Here is a 21,513-nt window from a genome sequence, read left to right as displayed (position 1 = left end):
GGTGGCCTTTTCGTCCGTTTGCCCCGCGAATAGGTGATTTTCCGGTCGAACCCCTTCCATGCCGACAAAATTTCGCTAAAACGCGGGCTCGCGAACGCTCCGGCCCGGGGCAGGAATGGTTTTATTGATGTCCGACGACAGTTTTATCCGTGAAGTCAACGACGAGATCCGTCGCGAACAGGCGCAGAAGCTGTGGGACCGTTTCGGCCCGGCCCTGCTTGTGGTCGCGGTGCTGGTCGTGCTCGGCACCGCCGCCTTCGTCGGCTACCGCTACTGGGACGAGACCCGCGCCAACCGTTCGGGCGATGCCTTCTCGCAAGCGTTGAAGCTGGCCAATGACGGCAAGAACGACGAGGCGCTGGCCGCGCTCGATCAATTGGAGAAGGATGGCTACGGCGCCTATCCGCTGCTCGCCCGCATGCGCGCGGCCACCGTCAAGGCCGACAAGGGCGACGTCGACGCAGCCGTCAAGGATTTCGACGAGGTGGCGGCCGACGCCGCCATTCCCCAGGGCATTCGCGACATGGCGCGGTTGAGGGCGGCGCTGCTGCTGGTCGATCACGGCTCCTTCGCCGATGTGTCGAGCCGCGTCGAGGCCCTGACCTCGGACACCAACACGCTGCGCCACACCGCGCGCGAGGCGCTCGGGCTGGCCGCCTGGAAGGAAGGCAAGACCCAGGATGCGCTGAAGCTGTTCGACCAGATCGCCGCCGATGACGGTGCCCCGCGCAACACCCGTGAACGGGCGACCCTGATGTCCGAGCTGATCCGCGGCTCGGGCAGCGCGTCGTGACATATGAGCTTCAAAGTCGCCATCATTGGCCGGCCTAACGTCGGCAAATCGACTCTTTTCAATCGGCTGGTGGGAAGGAAGCTGGCGCTTGTCGATGACACGCCGGGCGTCACCCGCGACCGCCGCGTCCATGCGGCAAAGCTTTACGACCTGCATTTCGACGTAATCGACACTGCGGGTTTCGAGGACGCCGCCGCCTCGACGCTGCCCGGCCGCATGCGTGCGCAGACCGAGATCGCTATCCGTGAGGCCGACCTGATCTTCTTCACCGTCGACGCCAAATCCGGCCTGTTGCCGGACGACCGGACCTTTGCCGAGATCGTGCGCAAATCCGGCAAGCCGGTAGTGCTGGTCGCCAACAAGGCCGAGGCGAAGGGCGCGCAGGGCGGCATGCTGGAGGCCTGGGAGCTCGGGCTTGGCGAGCCGGTTCCGGTCTCGGCCGAACACGGCCAAGGCATGCCCGACCTGCGCGACGCGGTGATCGCCGCACTTGGCGAGGCGAGAGCCTTTGGCGAGGATGAGGACGACGACGAGGAGATCGCCTCCAGCGAGGTGCTGATCGGCGAGGATATCGCCGATCCCGACGCCGACGAGGTGCCGGCCTATGACGACACCAAGCCGATGCGCATTGCCGTCGTCGGCCGCCCCAATGCCGGCAAGTCGACGCTGATCAACGCGCTGATCGGCGAGGAGCGGCTTTTGACCGGACCGGAAGCCGGCATCACCCGCGATTCCATCTCGGTCGATTGGGACTGGCGCGGCCGCCGTATAAAATTGTTCGACACCGCCGGCATGCGCCGCAAGGCCAGGATCCATGAAAAGCTCGAGGTCATGTCGGTGCAGGATGGCCTGCGCGCCATCCGCTTCGCCGAGATCGTCATCATCGTGCTCGACGCCACCATCCCTTTCGAGAAGCAGGATCTCCAGATCGCCGACCTGATCATCCGCGAGGGCCGCGCGCCGGTGATCGCCTTCAACAAATGGGACCTGATCGACAATCCGCAGGAACTCTTGGCCGAACTGCGCGAAAAGACCGAACGGCTTTTGCCGCAGGCGCGCGGCATGCAGGCGGTGACGGTTTCGGCCGAGACCGGACGGGGCCTCGACAAGCTCATGGAAGCCGTCATCCGCACGCACAAGGTCTGGAACAGCCGCGTCTCGACCGGCAGGCTCAATCGCTGGCTGGAAGGCATTCTGGCGCATCATCCGCCGCCCGCGGTTGCCGGTCGCCGGCTGAAGGTCAAATATGTCACGCAGGCCAAGACGCGCCCGCCGGGCTTCGTCGTCTCGTGCTCGCGCCCGGATGCGATGCCGCAATCCTATGTCCGCTATCTCACCAACAGCCTGCGCGAAGCCTTCGACATGCCGGGCGTACCGATCCGCATGGCGTTAAGGACTTCGGACAATCCCTTTGCCGGCAGGGCCAAGAAGCGCTGACGTCCGGGGGAAGGGTGCCAACCCTTCGACGCGGTGTAGACCCTGGAATGACGAAGAGGGTTGCGACCAGGGCCTAGGCGACCTTCAGCAGGTTCTCATCCGTCCGCGCGCCCTCCGGTAGCGCCTGCCGCGCCGCTTCCAGCAGGATATCGGCGAGGCGGGCGGCCACCGGTTCGGGTTCGGCATCCCTGCGGTGCAGGAACAGCGCCATCCTGGGCAGCGCCGGCAGATCGGCAATCTCCGGCGTCATCGCGCTGACGCTGGCCGGCAGGCCGATGTCGGTGCGGATCGTCAGCCCGAGCCCGGCTGCAACAGCCGCCCAGATGCCACCAAGGCTCGGGCTGGAGAAGGCCATGCGCCAGGGCAGGCCGGCGCGGTCGAGCGTTTCGGTTGCGACCGTGCGCAACAGGCAAGGTGCTTCCAGCGCCACCAGCGGCAGCGGCTCGCCATGGCGCAGGCTGGTCTCGATGCGCTTTGCCGGGCCGATCCAGCGCATCTGCACGTCGGCGACATGCTGGCTGTATGGCAGCGTCGCGCCGCTGTGCCAGGCAAGTGCGATGTCCAGGCTGCCCGAGATGATCCGCTCCGCGAGCTCATGGCTGCGCGCGATGCGGGCCTCGATCTTGACTTTGGGATGGGCACGGGCGAAGCGGCCGAGCACGTCAGGTAGCACCGCCTCGCCAAAATCCTCCTGCAGGCCGAGCCGCACCCAGCCTTCCAGCTCGACATCATGGATAGCGGCGGCCGCCTCGTCATTGAGCTCGACCAGCCGCCGCGCATAGCCGAGCATGGTCTCGCCGGCTTCCGTCAGTGCCAGCCCGCGTCCCGACTTGCGGAAGATAGGCGTCGCCGCCTGCTCCTCCAGTTTCTTCAACTGCGCGCTGACCGCCGAGGTCGAGCGGCCAAGCCGGTCGGCCGCCTTGGCGAAGCTGCCAAGCTCCATTCCGGTGACGAAGCTTCTGAGGACGTCGAGGTCGAATGTCACGCGTCGCATGATAATCCCGTTTTTTAGGATTGTGCGTCAAAAACTTCCTGATTTTATGGATAAAGGTATGGCGATAGACATGCGCCGTCAAGCCGGTCACCGGGCCGCAAACGGGAATGAAACCATGTCCGCCATCGTCACCCGCACCGATTGTCAGTCGACGCCACGGGCCGAAGGCTCCGGCTCCAGGACCTTCACGCCCAATCACCGCTGGAAGGTGCTGGGCATCGGCGTCGCCGCCAATGCCGGTTTTTCCGCTACTTTCTCCGGCATACCGGCAACCGCGGTGCTGATGCGGCAGGGCTATCATCTCGGCAATGCTCAGCTCGGCCTGGCGCTTGGCCTTCTCGGTCTGGGCGTTGCGCTCAGCGAACTGCCCTGGGGCCTGCTCACCGATCGCTGGGGCGATCGCCGTGTGCTTTTGACCGGGCTCGGCGCCACGGCGGCATGGCTGTTCCTGATGGCGTTGCTTGTCGTTCCATCCCCGTCCGGCGTGCCGGGCGTTCATGTCCTGGCCGCCGCCTTGCTCGCCACCGGCCTGCTCGGCGGCAGCGTCAACGGTTCGAGCGGCCGCGCCATCATGGGCTGGTTCCGGGAAGGCGAACGCGGATTCGCCATGAGCATCCGGCAGACGGCGGTGCCGCTTGGCGGCGGGCTGGGCGCTCTTGTCCTGCCCTTGCTTGCCGCCACGCATGGCTTCGCGGCGGTCTATGGCCTGCTCGCCGCCTTCTCCGTGATCTCCGCTTTCTTCGCCTGGCGCTGGCTGCACGAACCGCCGACACAGGGTTCGGCCGCGCCGACCGTTCTGGCCGGGCCCCGGCCGCTGCGCAATGTCGAGGTCTGGCGCATCGCAGCGGCCATCGGCCTGCTGTGCTTTCCGCAAGTGGCCGTACTCACCTTCGCATCGGTCTTCCTGCACGACTTCGCCGGCATGGGGACCCTGGCCACCAGCGCAAGCCTCGCCGCCGTGCAGACCGGCGCCATGGCGATGCGCGTCTGGAGCGGCCGCTTCACCGACCGCCACGGCAACCGCCGGCCGTTCCTGCGCCTGTGCAGTGCGCTCAGCGCGCTTGCCTTCACGCTGCTCTGGCTGCTGGTCCTGGCCGGCCCGACCATATCAGGCGGCCAACCCGTCGTGATGGCCACGCTTCCCGTGATGCTGATTGTCGCAGGCATCCTGGTCTCCGCCTGGCATGGCGTCGCCTACACCGAGCTTGCCACGCTTGCCGGCGCCGGCCATGTCGGCACCGCGCTCAGCCTGGCCAACAGCTTCGTTTTCATAGGTTTCTTCCTGGTTCCGGTGGCCATTCCGGGGCTCTTGCATCTCTGGTCCTGGCCCGGCGTTTGGTTGTCGGCGGCGGCGTGCGCGTTGATCGCGTGGCCCATCTTCCTGCGGCCGGCCTCCATGTCCGTCCCGCCGCAAAACCGCCCCACTTCGCAACCACGAGCCTGAGCCGACCGGGAAAACCCGATCGAAGCTGTTAACGTCCCATCAAGGTTAATGCATCATTTTGCTCTCCAGTGGGGTCAGTAGCGTTCCTGGAGAGAGTTCCGTGCATCGACGTGTCTTGACGCGCCTTGTTGCCGTCGCCGGTGAGAAGAAACGCAGCCTCGTGGCACCTTTCATCGTCGGCCTCGGCATCTGGATCGGATTTCCGACGGTTTCCGCCTACCAGGATATGACGAGCCTCGTTTCCGGCCTCGAGGCGCCGACCCGCTGGAATTCCTATGTCGAGAAATCCGTCGCCGGATCGGTCCATGCCGCCGAGATGCCGTTTGTCGACGACGCTGTGACGGGTTCGCTCTCCGGATCGGGGGTGCGCCTGCCCGGCGTCGGCGCCGTCTCCTTTCGCGGCAAGGGCGGCAAGGTCAGCACTACGCCTGATGAGGACCGCATCGTGCGCGCCGACAAGAAGGGCCGCATCGTCCAGATCTCTCCCGTCGCCCCGCCGAAGAACTTCAACGCCGGCTCGATCTTCGAGCGCACCTCATCCCTGCTGCGGCCCAGCATGGACAGCGGCCTGAAGATGGCTTTCGCCAAACCCCAGATCAAAGGCAAGGAAATCCAGATCGCCGCGGCATTCCACGCGCGTGAGGACAAGAAGCCGGATCCCGGCGTGTCGCCCATGCTTGCCGCCCTGGTCAACAACGATCATCCGGATGTGCTGGCGACGGCCTATGCGCAGGCCGCGCCCGATTATGCCAAGGCGTCGCCCTTCGAGGCCCTGCTCCAGGACGAGGAGCCCAACAACGGCCGTTTCATCCCGCCGATGGCCAAGGGCGACCATTCGTGGATCCAGAATCCACTTCCGGCGAGCGTCTTCTCCAAGCCCGAGCAGAAATGCCTGGCCAACGGCATCTATTTCGAGGCGCGGGGCGAATCCGTGCGCGGCCAGGCCGCCGTCGCCCAGGTCATCCTCAACCGTGTCCGCAATCCGGCCTATCCCAATTCGATCTGCGGCGTCGTCTACCAGAACGACAGCTGGTTCAACCGTTGCCAGTTCTCCTTCGCCTGCGACGGCAGGAAGAAGCGCATCGACAACCCGGTCGCCTACAAGACTGCGCAGGACGTCGGCATGGCGGTGACCGCCGGCAAGGTCTTCATTCCCGAAGTCGGATCGTCGACCCATTACTATGCCAATTACGTCCATCCCAACTGGGCGCGTACGATGCAGAAGATGACCAAGATCGGCCTGCATATCTTCTACCGCACCTATGGCGGCGGCTGGAGCTGAACGCCCGATAGGCGTCCATATTTTTGCGCGGCTGCGCGGTCTCTCGAAGAGCCGTCGCGCGGAGGATTCGCTCAAGGCGTCCGCGCCGCCATGGCGGGCACGATGTCGCACCTCTCTATTATATTGATTTCATTGTATAAAATACATGGTAACGAACTTCCGCCCGTGGCTTGACGGGCGCAAACCCTCTAACTATGTTGCCGGCGACTTTAGAAGCGGACGGACGGTGACGGTCTGCCCGGGCAGGGGGGTTGCGATGGCCGATGAAACTGGGCCAGGCGGAACCGGAGAAACCGGCCGCGGCAAGCAGCACGAAGCCGCCATCCGCGACGACGAACTTGAGCGCCGCCGGCGTGAACTTGAAGCATCGCTTGCGACAAGACGGCCGGACCGGCTCGAGGGGAAAGACGCGAAACCAGTGACCGGGTACGGTCAGGCACTCAAGCTGTCCAGCGAGTTCATCGCCGGGGTGGTGGTCGGTGCCGCCATCGGCTGGATCATCGACCGTCTGGCGGGGACATCGCCATGGGGTCTGATCGTGTTTCTGCTGCTTGGTTTTGGCGCGGGCGTGCTCAATGTCATGCGTTCGGCAGGCGTTGTGGCGGAATTCGGACAGGGCGACAAATCGCGCTCTGGCCGCGACGACAGCAAGTGACCGCCCTTCAGGCGGCATTTGGAAATAGCCGCCTTTCGACGGGCGGCATGGTAACAAGGCCGCATGCGGCACTGACGGGGTTTGAACGTGGCAGCTGACAAGGTCGATCCGATCCACCAGTTCCATATCAACAAGCTGATACCGATCGATATCGGCGGCTACGACTTGTCCTTTACCAATTCGGCGCTGTTCATGGTCGCGACCGTGGTCGTCGCCGCGGCATTCCTGTTTCTGACGACGTCGAGCCGCAGCCTCGTTCCCGGCCGGCTGCAATCGATCTCCGAAATGGCCTATGAATTCGTCGGCAACATGTTGCGTGACGCCGCCGGCACGCAGGGCATGAAGTTCTTTCCCTTCGTGTTTTCCCTGTTCATGTTCGTGCTGGTCGCCAACCTGCTTGGCCTGTTCCCGTATTTCTTCACCGTCACCAGCCACATCATCGTCACCTTCGGCCTCGCCGTCTTGGTTATCGGCACCGTGATTGTCTACGGTTTCGGCAAGCACGGCCTTGGTTTCCTCAAGCTGTTCGTGCCGCAAGGCGTGCCGGTGTTCCTGCTGCCGCTGGTGGTGCTGATCGAAGTGATCTCCTTCGTCTCGCGCCCTGTCAGCCTCTCGGTTCGTCTGTTCGCCAACATGCTCGCCGGGCACATCACGCTGAAGGTCTTCTCCGGCTTCGTCGTCAGCCTCTCGGCGCTGGGCGCGGTCGGCGTCGCTGGCTCGGTGCTGCCGCTGGCGATGGCCGTGGCGTTGACCGCGCTCGAACTGCTGGTCGCCTTCCTTCAGGCCTATGTCTTCGCGGTGCTGACCTGCATGTATCTCAACGACGCCCTGCACCCGGGGCACTGATAAAAAATTTCCGGCGCAAGAGTTTTCAACATTGCCGCCGGAATGGAATCGCAACGGAATTTCAGATCCAAAGGAGTTGAACAAATGGACGTAGAAGCAGCAAAGTACATCGGCGCCGGCATCGCTTGCCTCGGCATGGGCGGCGCGGGCATTGGCCTCGGCAACATCTTCGGCAGCTATCTCTCGGGCGCGCTGCGCAACCCGTCGGCCGCCGATGGCCAGTTCGGCCGTCTGATCTTCGGCTTCGCCGTGACCGAAGCTCTGGGCATCTTCTCGCTTCTCATCGCGCTGCTGGCCCTGTTTGGCTGAGCCGCTATTTGGCTAAGCTATGGGAAGATTGGACAGGCCGGCCGCGAGAGCGGCGGGTCTGATATCAGGGGATAGTCCATGTTCGTGACATCTGCCTTTGCGCAAGAGTCCGCGCCTGCCACCGAGGCTGGCCACGCTGCGACGGAAGGCGACACGCATTCCGGCACCAGCGTGCCTGCCGAAGCGCATGGCATGTTTCCGCCATTCGATCCGGCGACGTTTCCGTCGCAGCTTCTTTGGCTGGCGATCACGTTCGGGCTCTTCTACCTCTTCCTGAAGAGGGTGGTGGTGCCGCGCGTCGGCGGCATCATCGATGTCCGCAACGACCGCATCAGCCAGGATCTCGATCAGGCCGCGAAGTTGAAGGGCGAGGCCGACGCTGCCGTTGCTGCTTACGAGCAGGAATTGGCGGAAGCCAAGAAGAACGCCAACGCCATCGGCCAGCAGGCCAATGACGCGGCCAAGGCGGAAGCCGAGACCGCGCGCAAGAAGATCGAGGCCGCGCTCGACGAGAAGCTCGGCGAGGCCGAGGCGCGCATCTCTTCCATCAAGGCCAACGCCATGAAGGAAGTCGGCAGCATCGCCGAGGACACTGCCTCGGCGATCGTCGAGGCGCTGGTCGGCGGCAAGGCCAGCAAGGCCGAGATCGCGGCCGCGGTCAAATCCGTGGCCGGGTGAGGAGCGCATCATGGACGCCACATCTCTTGCAACGCTCTGGGCCACGATCGCCCTGGTCATCTTTTTGGGCATCGCTATCTACATCAAGGTGCCCCGCCTGATCGCCAAGGCGCTCGATGCCCGCGCCGCCAGGATCAGCAGCGAGCTCGACGAGGCGCGCAGGCTGCGCGAGGAGGCCCAGCAGCTGCTTGGCCAATATCAGCGCAAGCGCAAGGAAGCCGAGCAGGAGGCCGCAGACATCGTCGCCGCGGCCAAGCGCGAAGCCGAACTGCTCGCCGCCGAGGCGCACAAGAAGACCGAGGACTACGTCGCGCGGCGCACCGCTCTTGCCGAACAGAAGATCGGCCAGGCCGAGCGCGAGGCGATCGGCGAAGTGCGCGCCAGCGCCGTCGACATCGCCGTCGAAGCCGCTCGCACGCTGCTCGCCGGCAAGATCGACGCCAAGGCGGGAGCCGACCTGTTCAAGACCTCGCTCGCCGATGTGAAGGCGAAGCTGAACTGAGCTGAAACAACAGAAATGAAAAAAGGTCGCCTGGGAAACCCGGCGGCTTTTTGTTGTGGCGCGGAGGTCAACGCTGCCGATCTCCCCTCTCGTGGGGGAGATGCCCGGCAGGGCAGAGGGGGGCGCGAAGGAACGCCAGCGCTCGATTCAAAATCAGCTGAATTGGGTGCCGATAGTGCAGGGAACCTGGGCAAGACTAACTGATAGGCTGGAGGGACAGCGCCCCCCTCTGTCCTGCCGGACATCTCCCCCACGAGGGGGGAGATTGGCTGTCACCGCCGCTTTCGCCAATCCTACCAACGCAAGATAGATCGAGCCGCCCTAATCCAGCCCGGCGAAGCTCTCTTCTTCCACCACCTCGGCACCTTCAAGCCTGAATGGCGCGAACGACACGCGGTGCAGCCGCGCCACCGGCCCGTGCGTCTCGATCGCGGTGCGATGGCGGACCGTGGCATAGCCCATATGCACTTCGAAGCCATAGTGCTGGTGATGGCTGCCGCAGCCGCACATCATGCGGTCGCGCATCACCTTGGCGACGATCGAGGCGGCGGCGATGGATTGCGAGCGCTGGTCGCCCTTGATCAGCGCGCGCCCCGTGCAAGGCAGGCCCGGCGGCACGTCGCGCCCATCGGCAAGCGCGAGCTTCGGCTGCACCGGCAGGCCGGCGACCGCACGGCGCATCGCCTCCAGGCTCGCCTTGAGGATGTTGCTGCCGTCAATGCCCTCGGCGCTGACCGAGGCCATCGACACGCCGAGCGCGGAGCCGATGATGCGCACGAACAGCGCCTCGCGTTGCAAATGGCTGAGCCGTTTGGAATCGTCGAGGCCGTCGGGGATGTTGGCAGGGTCGAGCACGACCGCAGCCGCCACCACCGGTCCGGCCAGCGGGCCGCGTCCGGCCTCGTCCATCCCCGCGACCGGCCACAGGCCTTCGGCCATCGCCTTCGTCTCGAAGGAGAAATCGGGTTTCTCGACGATTTCGAAGAGAGGCGGAGAATCAGAACGCGCGCGAGCCATGTTGCGGCGAGGTTCGCATCGGCTCTGATTCTCCGCAAGTCCCTCCGGGTCGGGTGGGGCGCCGGACCGGGAGGGCACCGTCTGCAGGCCGGGGCAGGCCGGACGGGATTTTTTCGCCACGGCGGCAAACAGCCGCGGTCGTTCAAAGCAGCATCAACTGCTCCTGGTCCTTGCCGGCGGCGACGAACTGGTCGGTCCGCAGCGTGCGCCGCTCGGCATTGAGACCGAGCCGCTTGGCGGTGATTTCGAAGCGCCGGCCGATCTGCCAGGCGTAAGGACCCGCGCCCTTCATGCGCTTGCCCCATTCCGAATCGTAATCCTTGCCCTCGCGCATCGAGCGGATCAGCGACATCACATGGCGATAGCGGTCGGGATAGTGGCGCAGCAGCCAGTCCTTGAAGATCGGGCTGACCTCGAGCGGCAGGCGCAGCACGACATAGCCCGCCTCGCGTGCGCCGGCATGGTGCGCCGAATCGAGGATGCGTTCCATCTCCTGATCGGTCAGCCCGGGGATGATCGGCGCCACCATGACCGAAGCAGGGATGCCGGCATCCGCAAGCTGCCTGATCGCCTCCAGCCGCTTGGCCGGCGTCGAGGCGCGTGGCTCCATGGTGCGCGCCAGCATGCGGTCGAGCGTCGTCACCGACAACGCCACCTTGGCGAGGCCCCGTTCGGCCATGCGTGACAAGATGTCGATATCGCGCGTCACCAGAGCGGATTTGGTGACGATGCCGACCGGGTGGCCGCGCGCCTCCAGCACTTCGAGGATCTCGCGCATGATCCGGTACTGCTTCTCGATCGGCTGGTAGGGATCGGTATTGGTGCCGATGGCGATGGTCCGCGGCTGGTAACCGTCCTTCGACAGTTCCTTGTCGAGCAGGCGCGCCGCGTCGGGCTTGGCGAACAGCTTGGATTCGAAATCCAGCCCCGGCGACAGGCCCATGAAACTATGCGTAGGCCGCGCAAAGCAATAGACGCAGCCATGCTCGCAGCCGCGATAGGGATTGATCGAGCGGTCGAAGGAGATGTCGGGCGATTCATTGCGGGTGATGATGGTACGCGGCTTCTCGACCTGTACCTCGGTCTTGAAGGGAGGCAGTTCCTCCAGCGAGTTCCAGCCATCGTCGAAGACATGCCGGCTGACCGGCTCGAACCGACCGGACGGGTTGATGCCTGCCGACCGGCCGCGGTTGCGGTCGGGGCGGACGCGCATGCCGCTCTGCTCGATCATCGCGTTGGCCATTTCGGCTCGTCCTGCTCCGAAGGCGGCAATGTCGGCGCGCATGATCGGTTCCATCTTCGCCCGCTCCCAAGGACTGTCCATGTTGTTTCGAATCGCTCTGCTCATGAATTTAATCCTATTTGCCGAACGAGAACAAAGCAAGAACTTTCTATGGTGCGCCGCAAAACTGGCGCTGCGTTCCGCTTTCCGCTATTCGGCACACGATGCTCACCGTTCTTATCGAGACCCACAATGACGAGGAGGGCCTCGCCCGCACGCTGGCGACGCTGATCGGCGGCGCGGTCGAGGGCGTGGTGCGCGAGGTCATCGTCTGCGACACCGGTTCCACCGACCAGACCCATCGCGTCGCCGAGCATGCCGGGTGCCAGTATGCGACCGACGGCGTCGCGGCGGCCATCCGGCACGCGAAAGGCGATTGGCTGTTGCTGCTGGAACCGGGCGCGCGGCTGGTCGACGGATGGATCGACGAGGTCGTTGCGCATACAGCGAGGCAAACCATGGCGGCGCGGTTTTCACGCACACGCGCCGGCCGCGCGCCATTCCTGGCCCGTATCTTCTCGGCAAACCGTGCCTTGGCCGACGGGCTGCTGATCAGCAAGCGCCAGGCCGCATCCTTGTCGAAAAGAGCCGGCAGCGCCGAGGCTCTCGCTCGCGGCCTGGCGACCAAGCGGCTGGATGCCGAAATCTGGGCCGCTCCGGCAAAACAAGAGCACCGCCCGTCCAAATGATTTTGCAGCTGCTCTGTCTACGTGCGTTGCACATGTGACGCGCAGCTAGCTTCCGATCACGCGGGTGCCGGCGCGCAGGCCGCGGCTGATGATGGAAGTGGTTTCGGTGTCTCGCGGTCCTCGCGCCGGCGCTTCCACGGCGAGCCGGTCATTCGCTAAAACGCATCTCGACAGGCATCCAGCGAAGACGACGTCTGGCTTGACGCTGTGCCTTGCTTTCCGCGTCGTAGTCGACCGGGATCGGTTCCTGACTGAACGACCTTTGATCGTCCAGGGCGTTGATGATGACGATTGCCCTGGCATCGTCCTCTCCGGCGATTGCGGCGGTATAGGCACCGCATTCACCGCAGATCAGGTAGTCGGCCGTCCCCAATCCAAAACGGTATTTCTTCAATCGCTGGATGTCCTTGACTGATATGACCAGTCTGCCGTCCGGATCGGCGACGGCGCGCGAGCCATGCTTGGTACAGAACGAGCACTGGCAGGCGCGAACCTCGATTTTCGATGGATCGAGCTCGGTTGAAAATCGAAGGCGTATGTTGCCGCAATGGCACCCGCCATTATGCACTGTCATCGCGTCCGCCCGTCTTCAACGGCGATGGCCGCCGCCGCGAGACGATACGTCCTGCCGCATCCGGTTTGGAATGGTCTTTCGAAGGCGAAGGCGGTGTTCTGCCTGGCAAACGCGGCGTGAAACCAGCGCCTTGCCTCGGCTTTCACGGAGCCGACATGCCGCGCCGCAGGTGCTCGTCCAGGCGCGGCATGATCTCGACGAAGTTGCAGGGCATGTGCCGGTAGTCGAGCTGCGCCTTCAAGATGCCGTCCCAGGCATCCTTGCAGGCGCCGGGCGAGCCCGGCAGCACGAAGACGAAGGTGGCGTTGACGACGCCGCCGGTCGCTCGGCTCTGGATCGTGGAGGTGCCGATCTTGTCGTAGGAAATGCGGTGGAACACCTCGGAAAAACCATCCATGCGCTTTTCGAAGATCGGCTCCAGCGCGTCCGGCGTCACGTCGCGCCCGGTGAAGCCGGTGCCGCCGGTGGTGATGACCACATCGATCCCATCATCCTTCGACCAGCCGAGCACCTTGTTGCGGATCTTGTCTCCATCGTCGGTGACGATATCGCGGGCGGCAAGGATGTGGCCGGCTTCCGCGATGCGGTCGGCCAGCGTCTGGCCGGACCTGTCGTCGGCAAGGCTGCGCGTGTCGGAAACGGTCAGCACCGCGATGCGGACCGGAATGAAGGAACGGCTCTCGTCAGTCCTGGCCATGGGCATCTGCCTCCGCCGTCATGCTGCGGGTCGCGGCGACGAACCAGTCGGGTTGCCGGGCACGGATGTCGGCGGCCGCGCGCTTGGCGACGTTGCCGGTCTCGAACAGGCCGAAGCAGGTGGCGCCGGAACCCGACATGCGGGCAAAACCGGCCCCGGCCTTGTTCAGCACCGAAAGTGCCTTGCCGATAGCGGGCTCGATGGCGCGGGCCGCCGGCTCAAGGTCGTTGCGCGTAATCTCCAGCCAGTTGCGCAGGCTGTGGAAGTCGACCACGCGCGGCAGCGGCGGAAGCGCTTCATTGTCGCGCCGCGACAGCGCGTTGAACACGTCGGTTGTCGAGACCGCCTTGCCGGGATTGACCAGCACCAGTCCGAGCGCCGAGAAATCCGGCACGATCGACAACTCCTCGCCGATGCCGCGTGCAATCAGCGGCCTGGCTGCCAGACACATGGGAATGTCGGCGCCGAGCGAAAGCCCGATCCGCGCCAGCGCGGCATCGTCGATGTCGAGTTGCCAGCTTGCCGCAAGCCCGCGCAGAACTGCTGCCGCATCGCTCGACCCGCCGCCGACGCCGGAAGCTACCGGCAGGTTCTTTTCGAGCTTGATGGAGACCGGCGGCGTGCCGCGAGGACCGGCCGCCTGCCGCAGCGCGTCACGCGCCCTGAGCACCAGATTGCGGCCGTCGACGGGAACATCCGGAGCGTAGCGGCCGGACACGCTGAAATCGTCTCGCTCGGCAAGCTCGATCTCGATCCTGTCGCCAAAGCGCGTGAACACCGCCAGGCTTTCGATCAGATGATACCCGTCATCGCGCCTGCCGGTGACATGCAGAGCGAGGTTTATCTTGGCGGGCGCCGGCCACATCCGGACGCGCTGGCCGGATTCCAGGCTCTCGATTCCGAGTGAAATGAGGATCAGTCCTTGGCCAGCCGGTACTCGCCGGTCTTCGGATCCTTCACCAGCGTCCCCATCGCGCCGTTTGCCGTCTGCTTTTCGGTGCGCCGCACCTTGGCGGTTACGCGCTCGGCCTCGCGGATGAAGGTGCGGTAGCCAAAATAGGCGGCGATCCCGACGACGGCGAAGAAAATGATCTGCGGCATATCAAAACTCCTCCCACGCTGGGCCGGCGAAGGGCGGCCGGTCGGGTCGGTTGGCGCATGTCGTCCAAAGACGGGTTCTGGAGAAAAACGACATGCATGGAACTTCAGCGTTCATGCTAGACGGTTTTGCCGGGTTTTCAAAGCCCGAAGCGCGCCCACAGAGCGCGCTCTTGCGCCGCATCGATCACGCCGCCGGTGGCAGCGGCGGCAATATCGGGCGCCGAAAATCCCTTGCTCGAGCCGAACAGCCCGAAGCGGCCGAACAAACCGCGCGGCGCCGAGATCAGCTTGAGTTGGGTTTTCGCCCCGAACCGCGTCTTGAGCACGGATCGCATGTCGCCGAGCGCATCGACAAGCCCAAGCTCCAGGCCGCGCTTGCCGGTCCAGAACAGGCCCGTGAACAGGTCGGGATCGTCCTTGAGCTTGGTGCCGCGCCGCTCCTTGACCAGATCGATGAAGGTTTCGTGCACTTCGAGCTGCAGCGCCTTCAGCCGTTCGATGTCTTCCTTTTTCTCGGGCTTGAACGGATCGAGCACCGACTTGTTCTGCCCTGCCGTGTGGACGCGGCGCTCGACGCCGATCTTCTTCATCAGCTCCGGGAAGCCGAACGAAGCCGAGACCACGCCGATCGAGCCGACGATGGACGATGGATCGGCGAAAATCTCGTCGCCGGCGACCGCGATCATGTAGCCGCCCGAGGCAGCGACGTCCTCGACGAAGACCAGCACCTTTCTGTTCTTCTCGATCGCCAGGTCGCGGATACGCTTGAAGATCAGCCGCGACTGCACCGGCGAGCCGCCGGGCGAATTGATGGAGATGGCGATGGCAGGCGCGTCGAAGGAAAACGCCTTTTCGATCAGCCCGGCGGTGGAGGCAAGCGACAGGCTGGGACGGAACGGGCCGCCGCCCGCCAGGATGGTGCCGTGCAACCGGATAACCGGAATGGTGACGACCGTGGAACGCCAGGATTTCGGCAGCAGGCGGTTGAAAAGGCGTTTCACTGAGGTCGATCTCCGCTCGATGGGTTGCCAGCATGTAGGAATTTCAAGGCCAACGGCAATGCCGCGGCCATCGCGGCCAGGTTGTGTTCAATCTCCGAACAAGGAGGCGAGGCCGTTGTTGATCATCTCCGTCCGTTCCGACGGGCCGTCGCCCGTCTGCGCGTGAAGCATCAAAGGCGGCCGGATAGCGAGTTTGCCGCGCGCCCCGAGCGTTGCCCTGACGATGATGCGGATCGCCGCGGCATCGGGGCGGGGATGCACGGCCAGCATCTCGGCGTCGCCGAAACGGCCCGCGATCGCATCGAGAAGCGAACCGAGTTGCTCGGGCCGCGCGATGATGGCAAGCCCGCCGCGCGGCCTGACCACCGCTGCGGCACTGCGGATCCAGCCCTCTAACAGCCCGTCCTCCATGACATGCGCTTCCTTTCTCAAGCGCTCGGGCGTGGCGCGGTCCTGCGCGGCGTTGAAGGGCGGATTCATGATGACGAAATCGAAATCATTGTCGCCGAGGCCGGCCGCCGTCCTGGCGCGGCCCGAAAGCGCGACATTGGCGACGAGCACCGAAGCGCGGTCGACGAGGTGAGCGTTGCCGGGATGCGCGAGCGTGGCCGCGGCGAAAGCCGCCATTTCCGGCGCGCGTTCGACCAGCACGGCCCGGGCCGTCGGGCAGCGCGCCAGAACGGCAAGTGCCGCGGCACCGGCGCCGGCGCCGAAATCGGCGAGACGCCCGCCGAAGGAGGACGGCACGGCAGCCGCCAGCATCATGGCGTCCATGCCGGCGCGATGGCCGCCATGCTTGGGCTGCACCAGCCAGAACCGGCCGCGATGGAAGGCATCGACCGTGTGGGCTGGCGTGTCCGGGGCGAGAGCGGCTGGCGCGGCGGACATTATTTTTGGCGGATCTCGTTGGCGATGCCGGCATCCGTCAGGATGCGCCGCGCCGCGTCGGCCTTGTCGGCGTCGACCATGACGCGCCGCGGCAGGATGCCGAGCGAGCCGTCGAGCACGCTCATATTCTGGTCGGCCACGAAGCAGCCGATGCCGGCATCGCGCATCAGCGATTCGACGAAGGAGATGATGACGGCGTCGTTGGTGCGAATGAGCTCTATCATCGGACGAAACTCTCAGTTTGCCGCGTTCATGTAAACGCATGCGAGGCCCGAAACCAGAGAAGCCGCGCCAATTCGCCACTTGCCGTGGCCGCGTTCGCCGCCCTAGAGTCCGTAACGGAACTAAGGGTGCCGTCGCACGCGTTACATCAGACGGGAGAGTTTGTCGTGGGTGTCGTTCTCAACATCGAAAACGGAAAGCGGGAACCCGCCTCCATCAAGGATCTGATCGACCTGACGGCGGCCGACATGGGGCGCGTCAACGAATTGATCCTGTCGAAGGCCGGATCCGATGTCGAGATGATCCCGGAGGTCGCCAACCACTTGATCTCGTCGGGCGGCAAGCGGCTCAGGCCAATGCTGACGCTCGCCGCCGCACAGATGTTCGGCTATGCCGGCGAGGGCCACGTCAAGCTCGCCACATCGGTCGAGTTCATGCACACGGCGACGCTGCTCCACGACGACGTCGTCGACGAGAGCGGCATGCGACGCGGCAAGAAGACGGCCCGCATGATCTGGGGCAACCAGGCGAGCGTGCTGGTCGGCGACTTCCTGCTTGGCCAGGCATTCCGCATGATGGTCGATGTCGGTTCGCTGGAGGCGCTCGACATCCTGTCGAGCGCGGCCTCGATCATCGCCGAGGGCGAGGTCATGCAGCTTGCCGCCGCCAAGAACCTGGAGACCACCGAGGACGAGCATTTCGCCGTCATCAAGGCCAAGACCGCGGCCCTTTTCTCGGCTGCCGCCGAGGTCGGCCCCGTCATCGCCCAGGCGACGCGCAACGACCGCGCCGCCTTGCGCTCCTACGGCATGAATCTCGGGCTCGCCTTCCAGCTGATCGACGATGCGCTGGACTATGGCGGCACCAGCAAGGATCTGGGCAAGAATGTCGGCGACGATTTTCGCGAGGGCAAGGTGACGCTGCCGGTCATTCTCGCCTACCGGCGCGGCAGCAAGGCCGAGCGCACCTTCTGGAAGCGGGCCATCGAGGACAATGTCACCGATCACGCCGGCCTCGGAAAGGCGATCGGGCTGATGACCCACCACGGCGCGATCGCCGACACGATCGGGCGCGCCCGTCATTTCGGCGAGATCGCCCGCGACGCGCTGGCGCCGCTGGAGGCGACGCCGCAGAAATCGGCGCTGATCGACGTCATCGACTTCTGCATCAGCCGGGTGAACTGAGCCGCTGCCTTTCACGCAGCTCTCCTCTGGCTCGTGCTGGGGAGAAATCCGTGAATCCTTCTCCGCCGCCTCGACAAGCTGCCCGGCTGCAAATTATCTATAAAACATGGCAAAGGGCACGGACGACACCATCGCGGTGCGCATCGGCAAGGTTCTGGCGGATCGCATCATCTCGGGCGCGATCGAGCCGGGCGCCCGGTTGCGGCAGGACCATGTCGCCGAGGAGTTTAACACCAGCCATGTGCCCGTGCGCGAGGCCTTTCGCCGCCTCGAGGCGCAAGGCCTCGCCGTCAGCGAACCGCGCCGCGGCGTGCGCGTGGCGGCTTTCGACCTCGGCGAGGTCAAGGAGGTCGCCGAAATGCGGGCGGCGCTCGAAGTGCTGGCGCTGCGCCACGCGGCGCCGCATCTGACCTCCGCTATTCTCGATCGGGCCGAGGAGGCCAGCAAGGCCGGCGACAAATCCCTGGACGTCAGGTCGTGGGAAGAAGCCAACCGCGCCTTTCACCGGTTGATCCTGACGCCATGCGGCATGTCGCGTCTTCTCGCCACCATCGATGACCTGCACGCCGCAAGCGCCCGTTTCCTGTTCGCCGCATGGCGTTCGGAATGGGAGACCCGTACCGACCAGGACCACCGGGCGATATTGGCCGCCTTGCGGCAGGGCAACACCGAATCGGCCGCGGCGACATTGGGGCGGCACGTGCAATGGATTGGCCGCAAGCCGGTCAGGACAGCCTCCGGCACCACGCGAGAGGCCTTCGCGATCGTGGGCTAACCGCCTTGCGCAAGGCATGCCTTGCCATCGTCCGAAAATTGTGGCTTCGATAATAGATCGAAGGCAAAAATTATCTATAATTTTGGATCGACCAAGGGAGCCCCTATGACCGACATCGCGTTCTCGTCCGCAAAACCGTCCTTCAGCCCGCTCCGGCTTCAGGAGCGATCGCTCGGCTGGCAGGCGGGCGCCGTCGTGCTCGGCACCCTGTTCCTGGCGCTGTCCTCCTACATCCAGGTGCCGATGGTGCCGGTTCCGGTGACGATGCAGACCTTTGCCGTGACGCTGGTCGGCGCGCTCTACGGCTGGCGGCTGGGCGCGATCACCATCGCCGCCTGGCTGGCCGAGGGTGCGGTCGGCTTCCCGGTTCTGGCCGGCGGGGCTGCCGGCGTACAACATTTCATTGGCCCGACGGGCGGCTATCTCTTCGCCTTCCCGGTTGTCGGCGCACTGGTCGGCTGGCTGGCGGAGCGCGGCTGGAACGGCGGCAGGGTCGTGCTTGCCTTTGCCGCCATGCTGCTCGGCAACCTGCTGTGCCTAGCCCTTGGCACGGCGTGGCTCGCCGTCATCATCGGCGCCGAGAAGGCTGTTGCCTTCGGCTTCCTGCCGTTTGTCCTCGGTGGCCTGCTCAAGTCGGCGCTTGGCGCCGCCACGCTGATGGCGCTCCCGCGCGGCAAGGCGAAATAGCGCCAGCCGTGACGATAAGGCTGCGCGCTCATCACCTCCTTTGCCTGCTCACCTATGTGGGCAAGGGATACAGCCCCGCATTCACGGCCAACTACGACGGTATCGCGCAGCGCCTTGGCCGGGGCGAGGACATACTGGTCGTGTCCGGCCCGGACGACATCTGCGCACCGTTGCTGGATGAACAGGAGTCACATTGCCTGCGGGACAGCGCCGCCGAGCGGGACCGGCTTGCCGCCCACGATGCCGGCGCCTTGCTCGGGCGACCAATCCGGGCCGGTGCGCGCCTCGATCCCGGTGCGGACATGCTGGCGCGGATGCGGCAGGCCTTCTCGGCCGGCCTCACGCGCGAGGCCTGCCGAGGCTGTGAATGGAGCGGCCTGTGCAGCGCGGTGGCGTCAGGCGGATATCAGGGCGCGCGCCTGCGGCCCTCCGGTCTTCCGGGCACTCCTGACGCCGATGCGCCGGTTTCGGGCTGAAAGCCGTTCTTTGCCGGCATGGTTTGTTAATCGGGTGACCCGATTGTGAATTCGAGGCGGATTGAAGCGTGACCCCAAAAAGGCCATGCTTTTCTCCGAAAGATCGAATCTACGTCGATCCCGCTGACGCGGAGATGGCGCCTGGCTGAAAGGGATACGATGCAGCAGGGACGTGCGCGCTGGCTGACAAGGCTGGCACTTGTGACGGGCATGGCGATTTCGGCGCTGCCGGCCTATGCCAAGCAGACCACCGAACCGGTGAAGATCACATCTTTCTCGGGAGCCTATCTGGCTGCCCGGATCGCCGAGGGTGACAACGACCTGGATAATGCCATTGCCTACTACAAGCAGGCCCTGGCCTTCGATCCAAGCGATACGGGCCTGCAGCAGAGTCTGATGCTGTCGCTGATCGCGCAAGGCCGCTTCGACGAATCCCTTGTCTATGCCGACAAGCTCAAGGAAGTTCCCGACGTCGAACGGTTCTCGCGCCTGGCGCTGGCGGTCGATTCCTTCCACAAGAAGGATTTTTCCAAGGCGCAGTATTGGTTGAAGCTGTCGCTGGAATCCGATCTCGACCGGCTGATCTCCGGCGTCATGTCCGGCTGGGCCCAGGAGGGCGCCGGCGACCCCAGCGAGGCGATGGCATCCATCGACAAGCTGCAGGGGCCGGACTGGTTCGGCCTGTTCAAATCCTTCCACCGCGCACTGATCGCCGACGCGTCCAACATGCCTGAGAAGGCCGACGCGATCTACGCCGCGACCATGCAGGACACCGCCGCCGGCAGCGCGGCTCCCGAAACATGGATGCGCAATGCGCAGGCCTATGCCTCGTTCCTGGCCCGCAAGGGCGACACGGCCAAGGCGGTATCGGTGCTCGACCAGGCCGAGGCGTTTTCGCCGGGCAAGCTGGAAATTGTCGCCTTGCGCGACAGGATCAGCAAGGGCGACAAGATCCCGCCCTTCATAGCCGGCCCATCCGACGGCGCCTCCGAGATATTGCTCGATCTGGCAACCGCGCTCAATCGCGGCGGCGGTGAGCCTTTCGTCAGGCTCTATCTGCAATATGCGCTGGCGCTGAAACCCGACAGCGATGCCGCCCTGGTGCAGCTTGCCGCCGTTTCCGAACAGCTGAAGGACGGCGAGGGGGCCATCGCGCTCTACCGACGGATACCGGATACCTCGCCGCTGAAGGAGCTTTCGGACTTACAGCTTGGCCTCAACCTGGCCGATCTCGATCGCCATGACGAGGCGATCACGCATCTGAAGGCCTTCGTCGATAAGCATCCCAACGACATGCGCGCCTATCTGGCGCTTGGTGGGGTCTATTCGTCGAAGGAGGATTTCCGTTCCGCCGCCAATCTCTACGACAAGGCCGTCGAGGCGCTGAAGACGCCGACCGCCGCCAACTGGAATATCTTCTACCAGCGGGGCATCGCCTATGAGCGGCTGAAGGAATGGCCGAAGGCCGAGCCGAATTTCCGCAAGGCGCTGGAATTGCGGCCCGACCAGCCGCAGGTGCTGAACTATCTCGGCTATTCCTGGGTCGACATGAATATGAACCTGAAGGAAGGCCTGGCGATGATACAGAAGGCCGTCGATCTCAGGCCGAGCGACGGTTACATCGTCGACTCGCTGGGCTGGGCCTATTTCCGCCTCGGCAGGTACGATGACGCGGTGCGCGAAATGGAACGCGCGGTGTCGCTGAAGCCGGAAGATCCGGTGCTGAACGACCATCTCGGCGACGCCTATTGGCGCGTCGGCCGCAAGCTGGAAGCCACCTTCCAGTGGAACCAGGCGCGCGACCTGAAGCCGGATCCCGACGTGCTTGCCGCCTTGCAGCAGAAGCTGATGAAGGGACTGCCGCCGATCGAGTCCAACACGGCGCAGGAAACCCCCAAGGTCAAGCCGGCACCGGCTGCGCCGAAGGGCTAAGATGAAATGATGTTGCTCGCGAACGGGGCCCTTGTCGGGCTCCGTTTT

General features: G+C 64.8%; 25 protein-coding genes. 15 read left to right on the top strand and 10 right to left on the bottom strand.

Features of this window, described 5'->3' with window-relative positions; genetic code table 11:
- Positions 1-127: 127 nt before the first annotated feature.
- Positions 128-793, top strand: a complete 666-nt coding sequence (locus FJ443_RS06000) for a tetratricopeptide repeat protein (RefSeq protein WP_140514747.1) — start codon at positions 128-130, stop codon at positions 791-793.
- Between the two features lie 3 nt (positions 794-796).
- Complete coding sequence (gene der, locus FJ443_RS05995) at positions 797-2,230, top strand: ribosome biogenesis GTPase Der (RefSeq protein ID WP_140497954.1); 1,434 nt, start codon at positions 797-799, stop codon at positions 2,228-2,230.
- Positions 2,231-2,303: 73 nt separating this feature from the next.
- Here der and FJ443_RS05990 read toward each other — a convergent pair whose 3' ends face one another.
- Entirely contained in the window at positions 2,304-3,224 is a 921-nt protein-coding gene (locus FJ443_RS05990; RefSeq protein ID WP_140663081.1) for a LysR substrate-binding domain-containing protein, read from the bottom strand.
- Between the two features lie 115 nt (positions 3,225-3,339).
- On the opposite strand from FJ443_RS05990, the gene FJ443_RS05985 reads away from it, so the two are divergent.
- The 7 genes from FJ443_RS05985 (at position 3,340) to FJ443_RS05955 (ending at position 8,940) form a co-directional block, all read left to right on the top strand.
- Positions 3,340-4,668 carry an MFS transporter gene (locus tag FJ443_RS05985; protein ID WP_140663079.1) on the top strand — a complete coding sequence of 443 codons (1,329 nt, stop codon included), beginning with the start codon at positions 3,340-3,342 and terminating at the stop codon, positions 4,666-4,668.
- Positions 4,669-4,768: 100 nt separating this feature from the next.
- Positions 4,769-5,950, top strand: a complete 1,182-nt coding sequence (locus FJ443_RS05980) for a cell wall hydrolase (RefSeq protein WP_140514754.1) — start codon at positions 4,769-4,771, stop codon at positions 5,948-5,950.
- A gap of 256 nt (positions 5,951-6,206) precedes the next feature.
- On the top strand, positions 6,207-6,605 hold the full coding sequence (locus tag FJ443_RS05975; RefSeq protein WP_140498124.1) for an AtpZ/AtpI family protein: 399 nt from the start codon (positions 6,207-6,209) through the stop codon (positions 6,603-6,605).
- Positions 6,606-6,692: 87 nt separating this feature from the next.
- Complete coding sequence (locus tag FJ443_RS05970) at positions 6,693-7,451, top strand: F0F1 ATP synthase subunit A (protein ID WP_140497962.1); 759 nt, start codon at positions 6,693-6,695, stop codon at positions 7,449-7,451.
- An 84-nt stretch (positions 7,452-7,535) separates the two neighbouring features.
- Positions 7,536-7,760 carry a F0F1 ATP synthase subunit C gene (locus tag FJ443_RS05965; RefSeq protein ID WP_140497964.1) on the top strand — a complete coding sequence of 75 codons (225 nt, stop codon included), beginning with the start codon at positions 7,536-7,538 and terminating at the stop codon, positions 7,758-7,760.
- A gap of 78 nt (positions 7,761-7,838) precedes the next feature.
- Positions 7,839-8,438 carry a F0F1 ATP synthase subunit B gene (locus FJ443_RS05960; RefSeq protein WP_140497966.1) on the top strand — a complete coding sequence of 200 codons (600 nt, stop codon included), beginning with the start codon at positions 7,839-7,841 and terminating at the stop codon, positions 8,436-8,438.
- A gap of 10 nt (positions 8,439-8,448) precedes the next feature.
- Entirely contained in the window at positions 8,449-8,940 is a 492-nt protein-coding gene (locus tag FJ443_RS05955; RefSeq protein WP_140514758.1) for a F0F1 ATP synthase subunit B, read from the top strand.
- A 321-nt stretch (positions 8,941-9,261) separates the two neighbouring features.
- On the opposite strand, the gene FJ443_RS05945 is transcribed toward FJ443_RS05955, so the two are convergent.
- The gene (locus FJ443_RS05945) at positions 9,262-9,957 is read right to left on the bottom strand and encodes a ribonuclease HII (protein WP_140514759.1); all 696 of its coding nucleotides are present in this window, start codon (positions 9,955-9,957) and stop codon (positions 9,262-9,264) included.
- Between the two features lie 142 nt (positions 9,958-10,099).
- Complete coding sequence (locus FJ443_RS05940; protein ID WP_140514951.1) at positions 10,100-11,254, bottom strand: PA0069 family radical SAM protein; 1,155 nt, start codon at positions 11,252-11,254, stop codon at positions 10,100-10,102.
- A gap of 149 nt (positions 11,255-11,403) precedes the next feature.
- Here FJ443_RS05940 and FJ443_RS05935 point away from each other — a divergent pair, with 149 nt between their 5' ends.
- Complete coding sequence (locus tag FJ443_RS05935) at positions 11,404-11,928, top strand: glycosyltransferase (RefSeq protein WP_140663077.1); 525 nt, start codon at positions 11,404-11,406, stop codon at positions 11,926-11,928.
- Positions 11,929-12,076: 148 nt separating this feature from the next.
- On the opposite strand, the gene FJ443_RS05930 is transcribed toward FJ443_RS05935, so the two are convergent.
- From FJ443_RS05930 to FJ443_RS05900, 7 genes are all read right to left on the bottom strand, one after another.
- Positions 12,077-12,322, bottom strand: coding sequence for a hypothetical protein (locus tag FJ443_RS05930; protein WP_140663075.1), 246 nt, complete (start codon positions 12,320-12,322; stop codon positions 12,077-12,079).
- A 322-nt stretch (positions 12,323-12,644) separates the two neighbouring features.
- On the bottom strand, positions 12,645-13,199 hold the full coding sequence (moaB, locus tag FJ443_RS05925) for a molybdenum cofactor biosynthesis protein B (protein WP_140564282.1): 555 nt from the start codon (positions 13,197-13,199) through the stop codon (positions 12,645-12,647).
- A complete protein-coding gene (locus FJ443_RS05920; RefSeq protein WP_140663073.1) occupies positions 13,186-14,064 on the bottom strand; it encodes a 4-(cytidine 5'-diphospho)-2-C-methyl-D-erythritol kinase in 879 nt (292 codons plus the stop codon). The genes moaB and FJ443_RS05920 overlap by 14 nt, the downstream gene beginning before the upstream one ends.
- A gap of 50 nt (positions 14,065-14,114) precedes the next feature.
- Positions 14,115-14,300, bottom strand: a complete 186-nt coding sequence (locus FJ443_RS05915; RefSeq protein WP_140497980.1) for a hypothetical protein — start codon at positions 14,298-14,300, stop codon at positions 14,115-14,117.
- Positions 14,301-14,437: 137 nt separating this feature from the next.
- Complete coding sequence (locus FJ443_RS05910) at positions 14,438-15,301, bottom strand: S49 family peptidase (RefSeq protein WP_140497982.1); 864 nt, start codon at positions 15,299-15,301, stop codon at positions 14,438-14,440.
- Positions 15,302-15,388: 87 nt separating this feature from the next.
- Positions 15,389-16,189, bottom strand: coding sequence for a methyltransferase (locus tag FJ443_RS05905; RefSeq protein WP_140564280.1), 801 nt, complete (start codon positions 16,187-16,189; stop codon positions 15,389-15,391).
- Positions 16,189-16,413 (bottom strand): DUF2007 domain-containing protein, encoded by a 225-nt coding sequence (locus FJ443_RS05900; protein WP_135901951.1) that lies wholly within the window; start codon positions 16,411-16,413, stop codon positions 16,189-16,191. Before FJ443_RS05900 ends, FJ443_RS05905 begins: the two co-directional genes overlap by 1 nt.
- A gap of 165 nt (positions 16,414-16,578) precedes the next feature.
- On the opposite strand from FJ443_RS05900, the gene FJ443_RS05895 reads away from it, so the two are divergent.
- The 5 genes from FJ443_RS05895 to FJ443_RS05875 all read left to right on the top strand — a co-directional run bounded on the left by FJ443_RS05895 (position 16,579) and on the right by FJ443_RS05875 (position 21,465).
- On the top strand, positions 16,579-17,595 hold the full coding sequence (locus FJ443_RS05895) for a polyprenyl synthetase family protein (protein WP_140663071.1): 1,017 nt from the start codon (positions 16,579-16,581) through the stop codon (positions 17,593-17,595).
- Positions 17,596-17,701: 106 nt separating this feature from the next.
- Positions 17,702-18,370, top strand: coding sequence for a GntR family transcriptional regulator (locus tag FJ443_RS05890; protein ID WP_140547324.1), 669 nt, complete (start codon positions 17,702-17,704; stop codon positions 18,368-18,370).
- Between the two features lie 105 nt (positions 18,371-18,475).
- Positions 18,476-19,057, top strand: coding sequence for a biotin transporter BioY (locus tag FJ443_RS05885; RefSeq protein WP_140547325.1), 582 nt, complete (start codon positions 18,476-18,478; stop codon positions 19,055-19,057).
- An 8-nt stretch (positions 19,058-19,065) separates the two neighbouring features.
- Positions 19,066-19,533, top strand: coding sequence for a DUF1284 domain-containing protein (locus FJ443_RS05880; RefSeq protein WP_140564279.1), 468 nt, complete (start codon positions 19,066-19,068; stop codon positions 19,531-19,533).
- 159 nt (positions 19,534-19,692) lie between these two features.
- Positions 19,693-21,465, top strand: coding sequence for a tetratricopeptide repeat protein (locus FJ443_RS05875; protein ID WP_140663070.1), 1,773 nt, complete (start codon positions 19,693-19,695; stop codon positions 21,463-21,465).
- The last annotated feature ends 48 nt before the right edge of the window (positions 21,466-21,513 follow it).

This window comes from Mesorhizobium sp. B2-6-1, from assembly GCF_006440475.1.
Lineage (GTDB): Bacteria > Pseudomonadota > Alphaproteobacteria > Rhizobiales > Rhizobiaceae > Mesorhizobium.
This window is presented reverse-complemented; position numbering and strand designations above follow the sequence as displayed.

What these genes read in the sequence shown, in the direction of transcription:
- FJ443_RS06000 (WP_140514747.1), top strand. Translation starts at nt 128, where the DNA reads ATGTCCGACGACAGTTTTATCCGTGAAGTCAACGACGAGATCCGTCGC.
- der (WP_140497954.1), top strand. Translation starts at nt 797, where the DNA reads ATGAGCTTCAAAGTCGCCATCATTGGCCGGCCTAACGTCGGCAAATCG.
- FJ443_RS05990 (WP_140663081.1), bottom strand. Translation starts at nt 3,224, where the DNA reads ATGCGACGCGTGACATTCGACCTCGACGTCCTCAGAAGCTTCGTCACC.
- FJ443_RS05985 (WP_140663079.1), top strand. Translation starts at nt 3,340, where the DNA reads ATGTCCGCCATCGTCACCCGCACCGATTGTCAGTCGACGCCACGGGCC.
- FJ443_RS05975 (WP_140498124.1), top strand. Translation starts at nt 6,207, where the DNA reads ATGGCCGATGAAACTGGGCCAGGCGGAACCGGAGAAACCGGCCGCGGC.
- FJ443_RS05965 (WP_140497964.1), top strand. Translation starts at nt 7,536, where the DNA reads ATGGACGTAGAAGCAGCAAAGTACATCGGCGCCGGCATCGCTTGCCTC.
- FJ443_RS05960 (WP_140497966.1), top strand. Translation starts at nt 7,839, where the DNA reads ATGTTCGTGACATCTGCCTTTGCGCAAGAGTCCGCGCCTGCCACCGAG.
- FJ443_RS05955 (WP_140514758.1), top strand. Translation starts at nt 8,449, where the DNA reads ATGGACGCCACATCTCTTGCAACGCTCTGGGCCACGATCGCCCTGGTC.
- FJ443_RS05945 (WP_140514759.1), bottom strand. Translation starts at nt 9,957, where the DNA reads ATGGCTCGCGCGCGTTCTGATTCTCCGCCTCTCTTCGAAATCGTCGAG.
- FJ443_RS05940 (WP_140514951.1), bottom strand. Translation starts at nt 11,254, where the DNA reads ATGGAACCGATCATGCGCGCCGACATTGCCGCCTTCGGAGCAGGACGA.
- FJ443_RS05935 (WP_140663077.1), top strand. Translation starts at nt 11,404, where the DNA reads ATGCTCACCGTTCTTATCGAGACCCACAATGACGAGGAGGGCCTCGCC.
- moaB (WP_140564282.1), bottom strand. Translation starts at nt 13,199, where the DNA reads ATGGCCAGGACTGACGAGAGCCGTTCCTTCATTCCGGTCCGCATCGCG.
- FJ443_RS05920 (WP_140663073.1), bottom strand. Translation starts at nt 14,064, where the DNA reads ATGTGGCCGGCGCCCGCCAAGATAAACCTCGCTCTGCATGTCACCGGC.
- FJ443_RS05915 (WP_140497980.1), bottom strand. Translation starts at nt 14,300, where the DNA reads ATGCCGCAGATCATTTTCTTCGCCGTCGTCGGGATCGCCGCCTATTTT.
- FJ443_RS05905 (WP_140564280.1), bottom strand. Translation starts at nt 16,189, where the DNA reads ATGTCCGCCGCGCCAGCCGCTCTCGCCCCGGACACGCCAGCCCACACG.
- FJ443_RS05900 (WP_135901951.1), bottom strand. Translation starts at nt 16,413, where the DNA reads ATGATAGAGCTCATTCGCACCAACGACGCCGTCATCATCTCCTTCGTC.
- FJ443_RS05890 (WP_140547324.1), top strand. Translation starts at nt 17,702, where the DNA reads ATGGCAAAGGGCACGGACGACACCATCGCGGTGCGCATCGGCAAGGTT.
- FJ443_RS05885 (WP_140547325.1), top strand. Translation starts at nt 18,476, where the DNA reads ATGACCGACATCGCGTTCTCGTCCGCAAAACCGTCCTTCAGCCCGCTC.
- FJ443_RS05875 (WP_140663070.1), top strand. Translation starts at nt 19,693, where the DNA reads ATGCAGCAGGGACGTGCGCGCTGGCTGACAAGGCTGGCACTTGTGACG.